The organism is Fodinisporobacter ferrooxydans (assembly GCF_022818495.1).
GTDB classification, from domain to species: domain Bacteria; phylum Bacillota; class Bacilli; order Tumebacillales; family MYW30-H2; genus Fodinisporobacter; species Fodinisporobacter ferrooxydans.
On sequence record NZ_CP089291.1, the window covers coordinates 2,665,653 to 2,682,180 of the forward strand.

The 16,528-nt window shown below is 45.8% G+C and carries 18 protein-coding genes, 1 tRNA gene and 1 pseudogene; 10 read left to right on the forward strand and 10 right to left on the reverse strand.

Annotation, left to right across the window (positions count from 1 at the left end):
* Nucleotides 1-108: 108 nt before the first annotated feature.
* On the reverse strand, nucleotides 109-915 hold the full coding sequence (locus LSG31_RS12610) for a Druantia anti-phage system protein DruA (protein ID WP_347435457.1): 807 nt from the start codon (nucleotides 913-915) through the stop codon (nucleotides 109-111).
* Between the two features lie 291 nt (nucleotides 916-1,206).
* On the opposite strand from LSG31_RS12610, the gene tnpA reads away from it, so the two are divergent.
* On the forward strand, nucleotides 1,207-1,626 hold the full coding sequence (gene tnpA, locus LSG31_RS12615) for an IS200/IS605 family transposase (protein ID WP_347435458.1): 420 nt from the start codon (nucleotides 1,207-1,209) through the stop codon (nucleotides 1,624-1,626).
* A gap of 85 nt (nucleotides 1,627-1,711) precedes the next feature.
* Here tnpA and LSG31_RS23370 read toward each other — a convergent pair.
* The 4 genes and pseudogenes from LSG31_RS23370 to LSG31_RS12630 form a co-directional block, all read right to left on the reverse strand.
* Nucleotides 1,712-1,966 (reverse strand): annotated as a pseudogene (locus LSG31_RS23370) (phage integrase SAM-like domain-containing protein); the annotation flags it as partial.
* Between the two features lie 27 nt (nucleotides 1,967-1,993).
* A complete protein-coding gene (locus tag LSG31_RS12620; RefSeq protein ID WP_347435459.1) occupies nucleotides 1,994-2,128 on the reverse strand; it encodes a hypothetical protein in 135 nt (44 codons plus the stop codon).
* A gap of 162 nt (nucleotides 2,129-2,290) precedes the next feature.
* Nucleotides 2,291-2,387 (reverse strand) — tRNA-Sec (locus LSG31_RS12625).
* Between the two features lie 336 nt (nucleotides 2,388-2,723).
* Nucleotides 2,724-3,164: an OsmC family protein gene (locus LSG31_RS12630; RefSeq protein WP_347435460.1), complete on the reverse strand. Its 441-nt coding sequence runs from the start codon at nucleotides 3,162-3,164 to the stop codon at nucleotides 2,724-2,726.
* 576 nt (nucleotides 3,165-3,740) lie between these two features.
* On the opposite strand from LSG31_RS12630, the gene LSG31_RS12635 reads away from it, so the two are divergent.
* Nucleotides 3,741-4,676 carry an RluA family pseudouridine synthase gene (locus LSG31_RS12635; protein ID WP_347435461.1) on the forward strand — a complete coding sequence of 312 codons (936 nt, stop codon included), beginning with the start codon at nucleotides 3,741-3,743 and terminating at the stop codon, nucleotides 4,674-4,676.
* A 149-nt stretch (nucleotides 4,677-4,825) separates the two neighbouring features.
* Here LSG31_RS12635 and LSG31_RS12640 read toward each other — a convergent pair whose 3' ends face one another.
* The 3 genes from LSG31_RS12640 to LSG31_RS12650 all read right to left on the reverse strand — a co-directional run bounded on the left by LSG31_RS12640 (nucleotide 4,826) and on the right by LSG31_RS12650 (nucleotide 7,506).
* Nucleotides 4,826-6,037 carry an aminotransferase class I/II-fold pyridoxal phosphate-dependent enzyme gene (locus LSG31_RS12640; protein WP_347435462.1) on the reverse strand — a complete coding sequence of 404 codons (1,212 nt, stop codon included), beginning with the start codon at nucleotides 6,035-6,037 and terminating at the stop codon, nucleotides 4,826-4,828.
* Nucleotides 6,034-6,528: an Lrp/AsnC family transcriptional regulator gene (locus LSG31_RS12645; protein ID WP_347435463.1), complete on the reverse strand. Its 495-nt coding sequence runs from the start codon at nucleotides 6,526-6,528 to the stop codon at nucleotides 6,034-6,036. The genes LSG31_RS12640 and LSG31_RS12645 overlap by 4 nt, the downstream gene beginning before the upstream one ends.
* Nucleotides 6,529-6,747: 219 nt before the next feature.
* Nucleotides 6,748-7,506: an alpha/beta hydrolase family protein gene (locus LSG31_RS12650; RefSeq protein ID WP_347435464.1), complete on the reverse strand. Its 759-nt coding sequence runs from the start codon at nucleotides 7,504-7,506 to the stop codon at nucleotides 6,748-6,750.
* A 197-nt stretch (nucleotides 7,507-7,703) separates the two neighbouring features.
* Here LSG31_RS12650 and gnd point away from each other — a divergent pair, with 197 nt between their 5' ends.
* The 4 genes from gnd (at nucleotide 7,704) to ilvD (ending at nucleotide 11,738) form a co-directional block, all read left to right on the forward strand.
* Nucleotides 7,704-8,600, forward strand: a complete 897-nt coding sequence (gene gnd / locus LSG31_RS12655) for a phosphogluconate dehydrogenase (NAD(+)-dependent, decarboxylating) (RefSeq protein WP_347435465.1) — start codon at nucleotides 7,704-7,706, stop codon at nucleotides 8,598-8,600.
* A gap of 6 nt (nucleotides 8,601-8,606) precedes the next feature.
* Nucleotides 8,607-8,843, forward strand: coding sequence for a hypothetical protein (locus tag LSG31_RS12660; protein WP_347435466.1), 237 nt, complete (start codon nucleotides 8,607-8,609; stop codon nucleotides 8,841-8,843).
* A gap of 115 nt (nucleotides 8,844-8,958) precedes the next feature.
* Nucleotides 8,959-9,828 (forward strand): MurR/RpiR family transcriptional regulator, encoded by an 870-nt coding sequence (locus tag LSG31_RS12665; RefSeq protein WP_347435467.1) that lies wholly within the window; start codon nucleotides 8,959-8,961, stop codon nucleotides 9,826-9,828.
* A gap of 236 nt (nucleotides 9,829-10,064) precedes the next feature.
* Nucleotides 10,065-11,738, forward strand: a complete 1,674-nt coding sequence (gene ilvD / locus LSG31_RS12670; RefSeq protein WP_347435468.1) for a dihydroxy-acid dehydratase — start codon at nucleotides 10,065-10,067, stop codon at nucleotides 11,736-11,738.
* A gap of 350 nt (nucleotides 11,739-12,088) precedes the next feature.
* Here the strand turns inward: ilvD and LSG31_RS12675 are convergent, their stop codons facing one another.
* Nucleotides 12,089-12,298: a hypothetical protein gene (locus LSG31_RS12675; RefSeq protein WP_347435469.1), complete on the reverse strand. Its 210-nt coding sequence runs from the start codon at nucleotides 12,296-12,298 to the stop codon at nucleotides 12,089-12,091.
* A 313-nt stretch (nucleotides 12,299-12,611) separates the two neighbouring features.
* Between LSG31_RS12675 and LSG31_RS12680 the strand changes: the two genes are divergently transcribed.
* Together LSG31_RS12680 and queF are read left to right on the forward strand one after the other, a co-directional pair.
* On the forward strand, nucleotides 12,612-13,337 hold the full coding sequence (locus LSG31_RS12680; protein WP_347435470.1) for a demethylmenaquinone methyltransferase: 726 nt from the start codon (nucleotides 12,612-12,614) through the stop codon (nucleotides 13,335-13,337).
* A gap of 75 nt (nucleotides 13,338-13,412) precedes the next feature.
* On the forward strand, nucleotides 13,413-13,787 hold the full coding sequence (gene queF, locus LSG31_RS12685) for a preQ(1) synthase (RefSeq protein ID WP_430734197.1): 375 nt from the start codon (nucleotides 13,413-13,415) through the stop codon (nucleotides 13,785-13,787).
* A 162-nt stretch (nucleotides 13,788-13,949) separates the two neighbouring features.
* On the opposite strand, the gene panD is transcribed toward queF, so the two are convergent.
* Nucleotides 13,950-14,360, reverse strand: coding sequence for an aspartate 1-decarboxylase (gene panD, locus LSG31_RS12690; RefSeq protein WP_347435471.1), 411 nt, complete (start codon nucleotides 14,358-14,360; stop codon nucleotides 13,950-13,952).
* Nucleotides 14,361-14,509: 149 nt separating this feature from the next.
* Here panD and LSG31_RS12695 point away from each other — a divergent pair, with 149 nt between their 5' ends.
* Complete coding sequence (locus LSG31_RS12695; protein WP_347435472.1) at nucleotides 14,510-15,604, forward strand: YheC/YheD family endospore coat-associated protein; 1,095 nt, start codon at nucleotides 14,510-14,512, stop codon at nucleotides 15,602-15,604.
* Between the two features lie 355 nt (nucleotides 15,605-15,959).
* Nucleotides 15,960-16,277 carry a thioredoxin gene (gene trxA / locus LSG31_RS12700; RefSeq protein ID WP_347435473.1) on the forward strand — a complete coding sequence of 106 codons (318 nt, stop codon included), beginning with the start codon at nucleotides 15,960-15,962 and terminating at the stop codon, nucleotides 16,275-16,277.
* Nucleotides 16,278-16,528: the final 251 nt, after the last annotated feature.

A 16,528-nucleotide genomic window follows, 5' to 3' on the forward strand; every position in this document is an offset into this window, starting at 1 on the left:
CATAGGCCCAGTGTTTTACGTCCATGCGTTCTGTAGTTGATGACATAGTTATCTTCACCTGCCATGGGCATAGTTTTGATGTAACGATTCACGTCAGCCTTTGGCTCGTCACGTTTCATGAGTCAGCACCTCACGCACGTCAGGAATAAGCGGATAAAGATAGATGTCTTTGACAGGGACTTGCAATGTACGGTCGGTATCGTTGCGGCTTCGGCCTTGGGTCTGACCGACACGTATCCAGTTAGCGGCTAGGTAACAAGTGCCGCAGAAACGGTTCTGTTCGACGAACGTTTCGAGTAAATAGATGGGATGTCCGTATTTTTGCATCCAGTCGTCGCTTATACGTCTGGCTAATCTTCCGAGCAAGTGGCTGGCCAAATGAGGAACCTTGACCCAAGGTAAGATCAGAAATCTCATATTATTGGTAATGAGGTGCAGGCCCGCTTGCCGGGTTAAAGGATCCCAACCGATCCATTCATCGCGAGAAGCGACTTTCCAAGCAGCAGAGCCAAAAAGGAAACAGGCCAGTGGACGCTTCTGCCAGTCGTATACCATATATTTCATATTCTCGCCTACCATACCGTTAAAACCGAGGTAATGATACTCCGCCAGCAGATGTTTGAATAATTTTGATGATGCGGCATCCCGAACCACGTTGATTTGAAGAGGCGTAAGTTCACGAAGAGAGCAGACGATGTCGGTTGAAGAATGGGCAACGGGTGTGCGATCTATCACCGAATTTCCAACGCCAACGGTGCGTGCAGCGGGTAAACGAAAGTATCCGAGTCGTTCTAATTTGAGAAGCATCGTGCGACAAGCCATGTCTTTGAGTTGACCTTTCGCGTTAACCCAATTCCATGCACTACAAATTTCCCGTGAAAGACGGGTGCGATGCCAGTCCGGGTGATCCGACATGAGTGTGCAAATCCACTGAATATCTTCTTGGGAGAGGTTTCGTCCTTGTATCTTCATGAGTCAAGTGTACAAAAAAATCTCCGCTGAGTTCAGCAGAGATTTTAAGGCGTCTATGAGGAGGAACTGAATCATGGATCCCTATTAATTGGAAACGTAGTGGGTTAAGCATAGGGCTATGCCTGGGAGAACTGAACAGGAAGTGCCGTGAGACGTGATATGAAAAAGTCCCCATTTGCTATACTGGGAATTGGTTTCGCCAGCCAAATTCTCAAGCAAAGGGGGACGGTACCCATGGGTGGTAGTAGTCTAGCCCACACCCGGTGGGATTGTAGTTATCATATCATATTCATCCCGAAATTTCGCCGAAAAGTCTTCTTCAAAGAGATTCGAAAGGAAGTCGGAGAAATTCTGCGGACACTCTGCGAATATAAGAATGTTGAGTTGGTTAAGGGCAGCATCAGTGTGGATCATGTACACATGTATGTGAAGATTCCGCCAAAACTGAGTGTATCGGAATTCATGGGATATTTGAAAGGGAAAAGTGCCCTCATGGTATTTGATTGCTTCCCGCAAATGAAACAAGGGGGCGGCAGACATTTGTGGGCACGAGGATATTATGTAAGTACGGTCGGAATCCATAAAGATGTGATTCGAGAGTACATTCAGAAGCAAGAAGAAGCGGATATCATCGAAGACAAGGCATCTAAATAAACCCCTTTAGGGGTAGCCGGTAAAAATGGCTGGCGAAACCGCGCCTTTAGGCGCAGCCAGTACCATGCCCCTTATAGGGGCAAAATCAAGCCACCCGTTGAACGGGTGGTACTGTGACTTCCTTTTTGACTTTCATCGGAGCCAAATCTGCAACGGGATTTGATTCAATGTAACCTTTACGATAGAGGAAGTTACACCATGCACGAATAGCGGAAAAACGATTCTTGCACGTTACAGGTTTACAGCCACGTTCGTGAATCAGATAATCCATGTAATCTTCAATATCTGTAGAAATCCATTTGTTTGGTTCAAGGGGCATTTGTTTCTCTTGTAGAAACCGTCGAAAGTAATCGCCTAGAACTTCCTCTTACCATTCAATCGTTCTGTCAGTTAGTCCCATTCGTTTCCTGTCGGCAATAAAAACTTGTAATGCTTTATCAAAATCACTTCCGACGGCATCTTTTCGTTCTTTATTACGTTCTTCAAATGGCATTTTTGGCATAAAAAAAAGCCTCCTTTTCAACATTTAGAACGACCCAGACTGTGGGCTTAGTCGAAAAGCGAGACTGTGTGCTTAAAATGTACGCACACGGTTTAACCAGCGTTCACACGACGTTTCACACATCGTATTCACACCCGATAAACCGCGTCAAATCAACATTTTTGGCGGGAACGTGTGGGAATCGAACCCACCCATCGGACACCATCCGACGCACTCGGTTTTGAAGACCGCGAGGCGCACCAGCTACCCATCCGCTCCCATTTGTTAAATGTAACGAAAAGTAATTGAAACATCGCTATCTAAAATAACATGTTTAAAGAAAAAATTCAACTTAAGGCTGTGAAGATGTTTCGTTGTGCTGTGAAGAGAGAACTGTGAAATGTAAATTTGTTGTTTGTTTTCCTTCCATCTTCTTAACAACATTTGTCTACTGCGTATTTCACAGTTCAGTGAATTTGTGTGTGCTCTTATTCTCTAGATTCTTTTATTTTTGTTTATTTGTAAGTCTTCTTTGCTTGTATAGGTGGTTTTGCTGACTACTTTTACCGTTTCGGCTTGATTGCGGCACTCCAATACTTTCGTTACACCAATGCCTTCATGAAGACGTTACGGTTGGCTCTACTTGTACATCCACATTGCCGCGGATCGCGGCAGATATCATGCAATTTCGTTCTGCAAGTATTGCGATTGTTTGCGCCTGTTGGATCATTTCCGGATCGTTTTCTTTGATTATGATTATGGGGCGATGAATGATGCGGTCATAACGCAATACGGGATCTTCTACCAAAATGCCTTGGGATTGAATGGTTAATTCCTCTACGTCGATGTTTCGCTTCTGTAACATAAGTCCAAGTGTAATCAGGTAACAAGTAGCAGAAGCGCCTAAAAGCATTTCTTCGGAACTGGTTCCGATTCCCAATCCGTTCATATTGAGAGGGGCTGACACAGTTGTTTCGAGGCCGTTTGTAACAATGGTTCCTTGACCGTTCCGACCACCTTGCCATTTGCCTGTAAGCGTAAATTGATGTTGTTTCATTTGTTCGCACCCCTAAATCTTTTTCTTATGTTTATAGTACCACAAAACATCTTTCATGAAAGGGTTTTCTTCTTGTGGTGAAGTTGAGATTGGAAGGAAAGTGCGTTACATTACGAAAAGAGCATATGACGGTTTTAAAGGGTATAAAGAAAGAATGCAGATACTATTTGCAAATGGAAACGTATGTGGAAATGCATGGATTAAGGAGATGTAGAAGGGAAATGTTCCCGGAAAGGCAGTGGTTCAAGAAACAAGCATATAAAAAAAGCGTATCAAGTATATGCAAACAATATTAGAGGATGTTCAAAAAGTAGTCAAAACTCCACGGCGGATTGCTTTGCCGAATCCCAAAACGTCTTACTCATGTACCAAATACGTACACTCCGTCGCCTTTTCGTGCTTCGACTTCGCACTCCTTGTGTCTTGCTTAACTACTTTTTGAACACGCATTATTAGGCTTATGGCAATATGGGGTTTATAGAAATTTGAGGCTTATGGCGATATGAGCATACGGAAATATAAAAAATATGTTGAGTAATAAAATATTCAGAACTGTATAAAGAAAGGTTTACGAGCATGAAAATACATCGGGATGGGGATTGGCTGCATTCGAGAATTGATAAAAGATGGCAGGGGAAGCCGCTTGCTTCCTGTCTGGCAGAGGGATTTCGCCTGCAGGAAAGTCGCTTCCGGCAATTGTTTCAGGAGCAAAAGGTATGGATTGGCGATTCTGCGATTGCCTGGCAAGACCGGGATATGGTTTTGCAGCCGGGCATGCGTATACGATTGCCAATCGTGCCGGAGAATGGATATGGCATCGAACCGGACTACCATCCGGATGTGGAATTGGTCTTTGAAGATGAGCATTGTCTGGTTGTAAATAAGCCGGCAGACATGTTGGTGCATCCGGATCGACCGGGCCGGCGGGGAACTTTGGATGCAGTGGTGGCGTTTCATTACTTGCAGCAAGGGGTCATGATCAAACCTCGCCATGTGCACCGTCTCGATAAAGATACATCAGGACTTGTATTGTATGCAAAACATGCGGAATCCCATCGCTTGCTTGATCAACAACTGGCAAACAAACATATATTGCGTCGTTATTGGGCCATTATACAAGGTCGATTGCCGAAAACCAAAGGAACGATTTCTCTACCCATTGGCCGTGATCGCTACTATCGACAAAAGCGTGTGATCAGCAAGTCAGGGCTTCCTGCAATCACGCGCTACCAGGTCATCAAAACGCAAGATGCGCCTGGGATCGGTTCATGTAAAATCATCGAATTGCAGCTGGAGACTGGACGGACCCATCAAATTCGCGTGCATCTGAGCCATCTGGGCGCTCCGATTGCGGGGGATTCCTTGTATGGTGGAGCAGCGGTGCCGCTGCTCCCGGCTGGAAGGCAAGCGTTGCATGCATATGCGCTGCAATTCGATCATCCCTATACGAGAGAACCCATTTTCTGTGAAATCGAATGGCCGGAAGACATCAAGCAAGCGTTTCAATTGTAAAGGAATAGAGGAGACAAGTTGTCATGATGCAAAGAATCCAACTAGGGATGGACTCATGGAATTTTCCATTGACCCATCCCTGGTTTTTAAATACGAAAAGGTATGCGACAAAAATTTTGCAAAAATCTTGCCAAAAACTGCAACAAAACCTATACGCTTGCCAACTGTTCCACAAAATCCCCTTGCTTCACTTTTTCCAAAAATCTCTGCATGCGCTCCAATGCTTGTGTAATCTGGTCGAGGGATGTGGCATAGGAGCAGCGTACAAATCCATCGCCGCCTTTGCCAAACACGTTGCCAGGCACGACCGCGACTTTTGCTTCCATTAAAAGCAGCTCAGCGAATTGTTCGGAAGACAATCCGGTGTTCTGAATGCTCGGGAACGCATAAAATGCGCCTTTTGGCTCATGGCAGGAGAGGCCGATCTCCCGGAATCCGTTGACGATCAAGCGCCGACGCTGATCGTATCGTTTGACCATCTCATCTTTGTGCTGCTTCCCGTTGCGCAACGCTTCGAGTGCAGCCATCTGTCCCATAATGGGCGCGCAAAGAATCGTATATTGATGGATTTTTACCATCATCGATAAAATTTCTCTGGGCGCCGCTGCATAGCCGATGCGCCAACCGGTCATGGCGAATGCTTTGGACATGCCGTTGACAACGACAGTTCTCTCCAGCATGCCCGGCAAGGAAGCGATGCTGACATGGGAGCCGTCATATGTCAATTCCGAGTAGATTTCATCGCTAATAACAAATAAATCATGCCTGATTGCCACATCGGCAATCCCTTGCAGGTCTTCCCGGCTCATCGTGGCTCCCGTGGGGTTATTCGGGAAGCAGAGCAACAAGACTTTGGAACGGGGGGTGATCGCTCGTTCCAATGCAGCCGGCGTCAATTTAAAATCATCTTCCGCATATGTTTGAATTCCGACAGATATGCCGCCAGCCAAAGTGGCACAAGGTTGATACGACACATACGCCGGCTCCGGAAACAATACTTCGTCTCCCGGGCAAAGAATGGTTCGCAGCGCCAAATCAATCGCTTCGCTGGCACCGACCGTGACCAAGATCTCATCTTTGGGATCATATGTGATTTGACAGGTTTCTGCCAGATAATTTGCGATTTCTTCCCGCAATTGCGGCAATCCATAATTGGATGTATATGTGGTAAACCCCTTCTCCAGTGAGTAAAAGCAAGCTTCCCGCACATGCCAGGGCGTGACAAAGTCCGGTTCTCCAACACCCAGAGAAATCACGTCTTCCATCTGATTGGCAAGATCAAAAAACTTGCGAATGCCTGAAGGAGGCAAAGAGCGGACGACGGGCGACAAGCGGTCATAAAGGTTGGAACGTCCATTCATGGTGTGATCACCAGCCGTTGGTCTTCTTCCCGGTCCTCGAATATCACGCCATCTTCTTTGTATTGTTTCAAAATAAAGTGAGTGGTCGTGGATTGCACATGTTCAATCGTCGATAATTTTTCGGATACGAAAAGTCCGATATCTTTGACGCTGTATCCTTCGACGACAAGACTAAAATCATACGCTCCTGACATCAGTGTCAAGGATTTCACTTCGGGAAAACGATAGATGCGCTCAGCCAGTGCATCATATCCCACTTCCCGCTGGGGTGTCACTTTGACATCGATCATGGCTGTTACACGCTGATGATCCACCTTATCCCAGTTGATAATCGTGGAGTAGCGCAAAATCACGTGTTCCCGTTCCAGTTGCGCAATCGCTTTTTCCACCGTTTCCTTGGAAACGTTTAACATATCTGCAATCGTATCTGGCTGCAGTTTGCTGTTTTCGTGCAGCAATTGCAAAATGTCATGCCTTAATTGTGTTGACATCAGTTTCCTCTCCAATGTTAAATAGTTGCATTCATGACAGGGAATGCTTTTTGTCTGTGTTAGAATATTCTTTCATTATACTCGAATTCACGGATTTTGTTTTATAAAAATATCTTGTATTTGTTTCATAAAAATGCCTTGCAAACGATACAATCGAAAAAACGCGCACCATGCGCCGCCCGACTGCCGCCCGACAATCAATTCCAGGGGGGCGGGGGATCACTTCAGAAACACACACACCGTTTCCAGCAGCTCTTTTTCCCATTCATACTTGTTGAATGTATGATCCGCATCTTCGATCCATTTTACCGTCAATCGGGATCCATAGGAACGTTCCCGGTAGATGTCGGCAATTTGATAAGGAACAGAGGCATCTTTCATGCCGTGAATCAGCAATACCTGTCCTTGAAAATGCGCCGCCCGCTCAAATACCGCAATCGTCTTTAAGTCTTCGGGAAACGCGCGGCCGACGAGATTGCCGCCAATGTCGATGACTTTCAAATCCGGATTAGCCAGATACGCATGCGCCATGTCCTGAATGATCTCATACATGTTTCCGGCGGGCGCCAACAAAACAAGCTTGTCGATTTCCGCAGGATGATCTCCTGCCAGAACACTTGCGACAAGACCGCCAAGGCTTAATCCAAGGAGACTGATCCGATGCGGGTCAATGCGGGGATCTTGCCGCACAAACTGCAAAATGGCCTTTGCTTCCTCAAGCTCTTTGCTGACGGTCATGTCTTCAAAATCTCCGTCACTTTCGCCGCTGCCGAGAAAGTCAAAGCGGAAGCAGGCGATCCTCAAGTTCTCCAGTGAGCGGGAAAGCTTCAGGAACATCCGGTGTTCCTGCAATTTGTTTGCTGTGAATCCATGAAACAAGATGACTGCAGGCAGTTTTTCCTCGTCCCGGAGTTTTGGAATGTGCTCCATTCCCCGCAATGTCATTCCGTTATGTAACAACTCGATGGCTTTTTGCACATGTATTACCTCCAATCCTTGATCATTGGCTCACTTGCCTCTTCTTATCATACTACAAAATTGATTGGGGAAAGCTAGTTGGAGTGTGATTTAAATTGATAAAATTGGATGCCAAGTTAACATGAATGCTTGAGAAAAAAATTTTCACTGTTATAATTAAAATAGAAAATTTTTTCAAAATGGATGGTGAGATTTGGATGAAAGTTGGACTTTTGGGTCTTGGTAAAATGGGATTGCAGCTAGCGCGGAATATGATCGATAAAGGGCATCAAGTGGAAGCTTTCGACGTAAATGAAGCTGCTGTTGCATCGTTGCAGGAAGCAGGCGGAAGCGGACATTCTACAGCGATTGCGGTAATAGAGGCATTGGAAAAGCCGCGCATCATTTGGCTGATGGTGCCGGCGGGAACACTCATTGACCGAATTGTGTCAGAGATTGAGCCTTATTTGTCGGAAGGGGATATCGTTATCGATGGCGGGAATTCCCACTATAAGGATTCGGTTCGCAGATATGAGCACTTGGCTAGGAAAGGCGTTCACTTCCTGGATATTGGTACGAGCGGTGGAACGGAAGGTGCGCGCCATGGCGCCTGTCTCATGATCGGTGGCGACAAACAGGCATTTACGTTTGTGGAGCCGGTAATTCGTGATATTGCGATTGCGGATGGCTATATGTATACAGGCCTGGCCGGATCCGGCCATTTCTTGAAAATGGTGCACAATGGCATTGAGTATGGAATGATGCAGGCCATTGCAGAAGGTTTTGAAATCCTTGAAAAAAGCCAATATACATATGAGTATGAAAAAGTGGCGAAAGTATGGAATCACGGCTCAGTCATTCGTAGTTGGTTGATGGAATTGATGGAAAACGCCTTCCAAGAGGATCCGAAGCTTGACAGCATCAAGGGTGTGATGCATTCATCCGGCGAAGGAAAATGGACGATTGAGACAGCTCTTGATCTGCAAGTGCCCGCGCCAGTCATCGCCATGTCGTTATTGATGCGGTATCGTTCCCTCGAAGAAGACACGTTCCACGGAAAAGTGGTGGCAGCCCTTCGCAATCAGTTTGGCGGACATGCAGTGGAAAAGGCGTAATTCTGAATGTCAACTGAGGTGAACATGTATAACGTGTATAACGTGTATAACGTGTATAACGTGTATAACGTGTATAACGTGTATAACGTGTATAAGGATTTTGGAGGGGAGGGCTTGGGAACGATTGCCGAGCCTTTTTCGCCTTTGCTGCGAATCCGCATCCATAGATGCAATTACGGGAATGCTGCCGAGTCCTATCTCATCTGTACCGATCTGTTCCTGGACAACTCAACTTCTGATTGAATTGCTTGGAATGGATCAATGAAAGCGCCTGCTTTGATTTTGTGTTATAGTTTTTCGTGTATACAAATCGAGTATGCAAAGTGGAAGATACGTAGCTTTAGGGAGTTGCGGCAGGATGAAAACAAGAGGCGAGGAATTTGCACAGCAGGGATGTTTGGCCCGAATTCGCTATTTATATGAACATTTTACAAGTACGGAGTTGAAAGTAGCCGCGTACATTTTGGAGCAGCCGAAGGATATTATTCATTTGTCGATCACCCAATTGGCAGAATTGACAGAATGTGCAGAAGCAACGATTTTTCGTTTTTGCAAGCGGCTAGGCTATGAGGGCTATCAAGCGTTAAAAATTTCTTTAGCGGCTGATTTGGTGACGCCATTGGAAGGCATTCATCAAGAAATTGACTCAAATGACAGTATGGCTGTGATTGCGAAAAAAATTTTTACTGCAAACGCCGAGACATTGCAGGATACATTAGGCGTTTTAGATGAACGTGAGCTGAAAAAGGCCGTTCTAATGTTGGCGCAGGCAAGTCGAGTGGAATTTTATGGTTGTGGAGGCTCCGGACCCATCGCAGAGGATGCGTATCATAAATTCGTTCGCACCGGTATCCCCTGTATTGCCCTTACGGATTCCCACTTGCAAATCGTTTCAGCAGGAATCTTGCAGAGCAATTGTGTGGCTGTAGGGATTTCCCATTCCGGCAGCAATAAGGACATGATTGATGTATTGGAAGCCGCCAAACAATCAGGGGCCGCAACCATTGCAATCACCGATTTTGCAAAATCTCCGTTGACAAAAGTATCGGATATCGTACTTTACACATCATCAAAGGAATCTATGTTCCGGACAGAGTCAATGTCATCACGGCTGGCGCAAATCAGTATTTTGGATACGCTGTACGTAGGTGTTTCGCTGACAAAAAAAGAGGAAATGTTTGATAATTTATCAAAAGTGCGGAATTTGATTGCACACAAGCGATACTAGTCGAATCGCCCTGGCAGTGGGAGGATCTGTCAAGGCGCCGATAGGGTTGACGAATATTTCGCAATACTACTATACTGAATTCACATAATATTTTAAAATTAAGCAGAAGACAGCAAGTATGGCATAATAGTAGAAGCGTGTATTGTGTCGCGGTTTTCCTTTTGTACACAGAAAGCAATAGAACAATACATGAAACATAGTCATACAAGGAAATAGATTTGAGGAGGAGTAAGAAGATGCGCAGCGATATGATCAAAAAAGGAATTGAACGTTCGCCCCATCGCAGTTTGTTGCGGGCTGCCGGGGTGAAGGACGATGATTTTAAAAAACCGTTTATCGGGATCTGCAACTCCTATATCGATATTATTCCGGGACATGTTCATTTGCAGGAATTTGGCAGACTTGTAAAAGAAGCAGTGCGGGAAGCTGGCGGTGTCCCGTTTGAATTTAATACGATCGGTGTCGACGATGGAATCGCCATGGGACATATCGGCATGCGCTATTCATTGCCAAGCCGCGAATTGATTGCAGACGCGCTGGAGACGGTGGCGAAAGCGCATTGGTTCGACGCATTGATTTGCATATCGAATTGCGACAAGATCACACCTGGCATGATCATGGGCGCCGCCCGCGTGAACATCCCGACGATTTTTGTCACAGGCGGTCCGATGGCAGCAGGTAAAACCCGCAGCGGTCAAGCGGTGGATCTGGTTTCCATGTTTGAAGGCGTCGGCCAGCATCAACAAGGGAATATGACTGAAGAAGAACTGTTGGAATTGGAAACATTTGCGTGCCCAAGCTGCGGTTCTTGTTCGGGAATGTTTACGGCCAACTCCATGAACTGCCTGCTGGAAGCAATCGGCCTTGCACTGCCGGGCAACGGCTCCATTCTGGCGATCGATCCCCGCCGCAAGGATCTGTTGAAGCAGGCAGCGACAACTATCATGGAGTTGATCGACAAAGATTTGAAGCCGCGTGATTTGATCACATTGGCATCGGTCGACAATGCGTTTGTGCTGGATATGGCTATGGGCGGATCCTCCAACACGGTGCTGCATACGCTTGCCATTGCGCATGAAGCGGGCATTGAATATCCATTGGAGCGCATTGATGCGATTTCCCGTCGCGTGCCCCATATTTGTAAAGTAAGCCCGGCGTCCAACTGGCATATGGAAGATGTCGATCGGGCTGGCGGCATCAGCGCAATCTTAAAAGAAGTCAGCCGCAAAGAAGGCGTTCTTAACTTGGATTGTTTGACAGTAACAGGAAAAACATTGGGTGAAACGATTGCAAATGCAGAAATCAAGGATCCGGAAGTCATTCATACGATCGAGAACCCGCACAGCGAAGTCGGCGGATTGTCCATTTTGACAGGAAATCTGGCGCCGGACGGTGCTGTTATCAAAAGCGGCGCTGTCGATCCATCCGTATCTCGAATCGAAGGGCCTGCCGTGATTTTCGAATCTCAGGACGATGCGTACCAGGGCATTTTATCTGGCAAGGTTCAAGCGGGCAACGTTGTTGTGATCCGCTATGAAGGCCCGAAAGGCGGACCGGGAATGCCGGAGATGCTAGGTCCTACATCTGCGATTGTCGGGATGGGTCTTGGAACAAAAGTTGCTTTGATTACGGACGGACGTTTCTCGGGAGCGACACGCGGCATCAGTGTCGGCCACATTTCCCCGGAAGCTGCGGAAGGCGGTCCGATCGGCTTGCTGCAAGATGGAGATATTGTCGTCATCGATATTCCCAATCGGGAATTGTCAGTAAAATTGACAGATGAAGAGCTGGAAGAGCGCCGCAAGAACTGGAAACCGATCGTAAAAGATTTGGAAGGCGAAACAAGCTATTTGCGCCGGTATCAGCATCTTGTAACATCCGCAAATACTGGGGCTGTCTTGAAAGTATAATGACTGTAAAAGCATAATGATTGTATGAAAAAGGATTGCAAAAAAACCCTGCTATGGCGGCTGACCACATATGGCAGGGTTTTTTGCGCGAAGGCGCTATTAGAGGATGTTCAAAAAGTAGTCAAAACTCCACGGCGGATTGCTTTGCCGAATCCCAAAAAGGCTTACTCATGTACCAAACGCGTACACTCCGTCGCCTTTTCGTGTTTCGGCTTCGCACTCCTTGTGTCTTACTTAACCACTTTTTGAACACGCACTATTAGGTGAAAATTTGAATGACCGGCTTTCATGTCATGTGTCGAAATGCAGGTAAACGCTTACTTGTCTATTAAAAATATCTGGGAACCCGACTACTTTGCAGTCTCTTTTTCGGGCAAAACGGAAGGAAGTTTTTCAGATTCTTCTGAAAGCGATTTCAATAGTTCGATTTCATTATCGGACAGCGCTTTCATAGGCTCGTTATAAAATATATGTGGACAAGTATCCGTCTCGGCATCCGTTTCGTCGTCTAATAAATGATTGTCTCGCATCGTCTTGATCAGTTTATAAAAGTAACCCATATCCAAACACCACCTTATCATATGCTGCAAGTAAATGATTCTGTTACTATGATTAAACAATGTTTTTTGATAAAAATCCAGATGAATCTACACGAAGGATGTGAACTATATGTGAATTATTTCTCAAATCTAGCCGACAAATAGGACAAAAGTACTGAATGTAAGCGCATCATCCCGTCATGGGACCTCATTACTTAAACACATCTTGTTGACGGTCTTAGTATATGACAGTACTATTAATAAAGCAACAAAAATTTGCGTTTGAAATTTCATTTTCAAGATTCAAGTTCAACAAAAAGTCAGGAGAATCCCAATGGCATTGCCTTCAAAGGATCAAAAGGAACGTTACGTTCGTGACATGTTTAACGGAATCGCACATCGTTACGATATTATGAATACATTCATGACATTTGGCCGGGATCAGTCATGGCGCAAATATGCAGTACAAAGAGCAAGGATACAAGCGGGCATGCAAGTGCTTGACGTCTGTTGCGGTACGGCTGCCCTTTCGATCGAGATTGCGCGCAGCGTAGGAATGGAAGGACTCGTAACAGGACTTGATTTTTCCGAAAAGATGCTGGAGATCGGAGCGCAGAATGTAAAGCAAGCGCATATGGATGCTCGCATTCAATTGCTTCAGGGGAATGCCATGAATCTTCCCTTCGCAGATGCGTCCTTTGATGCCGTAACAGTCGGCTGGGGGTTGCGGAATGTCCCGGATATTGAGCTAGCGCTGTGGGAGATGTATCGCGTGGTAAAACCGGGCGGCTGGGTCGTCTCCCTGGACATGGCAAAGCCTACTGCACCGGTATTTAAACAAGCGTATTGGCTGTATTTTGATTGGCTGGTGCCGATGCTTGGCAAAGTGACTGCAGGCAAGAAGAGTGCGTATCAGTACTTGCATGATTCGTCAAAGGCGTTTGATTCCCAACAGCAATTGACAGAGCGCTTCCGCAAGACAGGCTTCCTGCATGCGGCATATCATAATTTGATGGGCGGCGTTGTTGCCGTTGTGGAAGGGCAAAAACCACAACAGTAGCTTGACCGATGGGGAAAGAACAAGTATTCTGTTTTCGGTAGATTTATTTGATTGAAAAAGGGAAGGAGGGGCAACATGTCAACACGGCCAGCGAAAGAATTGGATGTGGTACCAAATCCGCATCCGAATCGGGATTACGAAGTGGAAATCGAATGCCCGGAATTTACCGCATTATGTCCGAAAACCGGCCAGCCGGATTTTGCCACAATTACATTGCGATATATACCTGGACCATATATTGTCGAATTGAAATCATTAAAATTGTATCTCTGGAGTTTTCGGGATGAAGGGCATTTTCATGAAGATGTGACAAATCTTATTTTGGATGATTTTGTGAAGTTTGCCAAGCCGCGTTTTTTGGAAGTGATAGGGAAGTTCAACGTGCGCGGCGGTATTTATACAAATGTGAAAGCAAGCTATCAGGCGCCGGATTATAAAGGGAAACTTTGAATCCGTTGAAATGCTGCAGGCATAAAAAACGCTGCAAACATAAGAATGTCTGCTGGCAAAAAGAGCTGTTGCGCGGTGCCAAGCCGCATGCAACAGCTCTTTTTGAATGATCGAAAAAAAATTTTGCCACATGTTGTACGATTCCATGTTTTTCTTGATTCACTAATTTAACTTTTCAGGATGTAAGATGGTTTCCCATTCTTCCAGCGGTTTGTGTTTTGCCACGCTGACAATGCGATTTTTCTCGTTTACAAATACAACAGCAGATTCCAGTTCCTGCACTTCTTCTTCATCCAGCCAGGCCATGGACAAAACGATCACTTCATCGCCCGGTTGAAACAGACGCGCCGGAGGTCCATTTAAACAAATCGTACCGGATCCTTCCGGTGCGGGTATGGCATATGTTTTCCATAAAACAGCGTTTGCTACATTGGTGATTTGCACCATTTCATATGGCACGATATTGGCAGCTTTCATGAGCGCCGTATCGATGGTAATACTGCCGACATATTCGAGTTTTGCCTCAGTGACTTTGACGCGATGAAGCTTCCCTTTGCACATTTTGCGAAGCATACGTTTCACCTTCTTTTGGACTTCTGCGTATACACGCTACCCTAGTGTATGAAGCATAGAAGCATTTGGAGCCTCGGCAAACATCCCGCTCAAACGGTTCCACTTCTGCATATAGTGTGTCAGATGCAGAGAAAAGGAGGGCATGACCTTTGGAAAAGGTCGTCCGCTTTGCGATTGTTACGACAGTTATGCCCAAAAAGCAGGGAGCAAACGGGGTGCGCCGTCCGTCCTACGGCTTCCGGATGATGGTTTCCGAGGCACAGCGCCTCGGAGTGCAGGCATATCTTGTTCATCCGGATCAGTTTGACTGGAAAGCCAAACGCATGACCGGCTGGACAGGATCGGATATCGGTACAGATAAGGAAAAATGGTTCAAACAAACGGTTCCGCTTCCAGATGTCGTCTATGATAATGTGTTTGTACATCTTGTAGTGCAAGGAAAAACAGCGAAGGTACGGAAGATGTGCAAGACATTCCATATCCCTCTATTTAATCCGATATGCCCTGGTAAGTTTTCTGTCAATCATATCATGATCAACACGGATGCTAAGCAATATATTCCGAAAACGAAAATATTGAGACAAGGAAATGACGCCATCGAAATGTTACATCGTTTTAAAACGGTTTATGTCAAGCCTTCTGGCGGCTACGGCGGACAGGGTGTCACGAGAATAGAAAAGCTGTCAACAGAAGGATATCGAGTGAAGATGGATCGCAATGGTGGAAAAGTGATCGATTTTCATAAGATGATGTCAGAAAAGGAACTTCTTGCATGGTTAAATAAAAAGAAATACATTCCTCATGTCGTCCAACAAGGCATCTCCTTGATTCAAGTGGATGGAGGAAATGTCGACTTTCGGGTCGTTGTCCAAAGAGGAAAGCAAGGGAAATGGGAATTGATCGGCATTGTTCCGAAGATCGCAAAAAAAGGAGGAGTCGTGACAAATTTGGTGGCGGGCGGCAGAAAATCGACTCTTCACTGGCTGATCGACTGGAGCAATCGACATGGACAGCCATTATCGGTTCACCTGTTGGAACATGCCGCAGTTGAAATTGCGAATGTTTGGTCGAAACGCTTGCCGACATTGGGAATCTTGGGGTTTGATATGGGGTTGGACACACATGGCAATGTATGGATGATTGAGATGAATCCAAAGCCGGCCCGTTCCTTGCTGACATCGGAAATGCGCAAGAAATCATTCCGCGCGGTTGCTGAATTTGCCCAATATCTAGGATCTAAATAGTCTGCAAGTCTGTGGCTGGCAAAGCACGTTCCCTTACCGGTCATTGTCCGGACTACGGTTGATTGCTCTCACACAACGCGTATATCACGTGGCAAAGGCCGGTTGCCTGTTTTTGAAGCGTTTGATAAACGTACTGCATTCCTGTCAGAAAAACGACAAATCCACGGTCAATCCTATGTGGAGAATGTGCCAGGAAAAGATGATTTTGTAAGGTGCATTACAGAGTTTTCGATGGAGATTGGATATACTACATACAGAATCATTGTTGCTCCCGACATTCACGGTTCCCGATTTCTTAACGGGCTTGTGTGTTTGCCGACTGTGGGAGATGATGAAAGGAAAGGGGTTTGTAAACATGGCGGTCAAAACGATTACCGATCAAGATTTTGAGCAATCCGTTCAAGGAAATACACCTGTTTTAGTAGATTTTTGGGCAGCTTGGTGCGGACCTTGCAAAATGTTGTCACCGATTGTTGACGAAGTTTCCGATGAGCTTTCCGGCCAATTGGTCGTGGGCAAGTTAAATGTGGACGAAAATCCGCAAACAGCACAGAAATATGGAATCATGTCGATTCCAACATTGTTGGTGTTCAAAAACGGCCAAGTGGTAAAACAATTGGTTGGGTATATGTCCAAAAACGATCTGAAAGCAAAATTGGCAGACGTTCTGTAAGAACATGCATCTGCAACTGAAATGAACATGCAATTGCAAATGTAATTACATGTTTTCGGATATACAAAAGGCATTCTGCATGTCCTGCAGATGCCTTTTGTATATCCGGAATTCCTTTGAAAAACGTTTGGAAAACAACTGCGTTTGCAGTTGGGAGTGGCATGTGCATCCATACACATTCATATGCCATCGTACACATACATACATACGCATTCATCGTACACATGCACACTCCAGGTTATGGTCCGCGC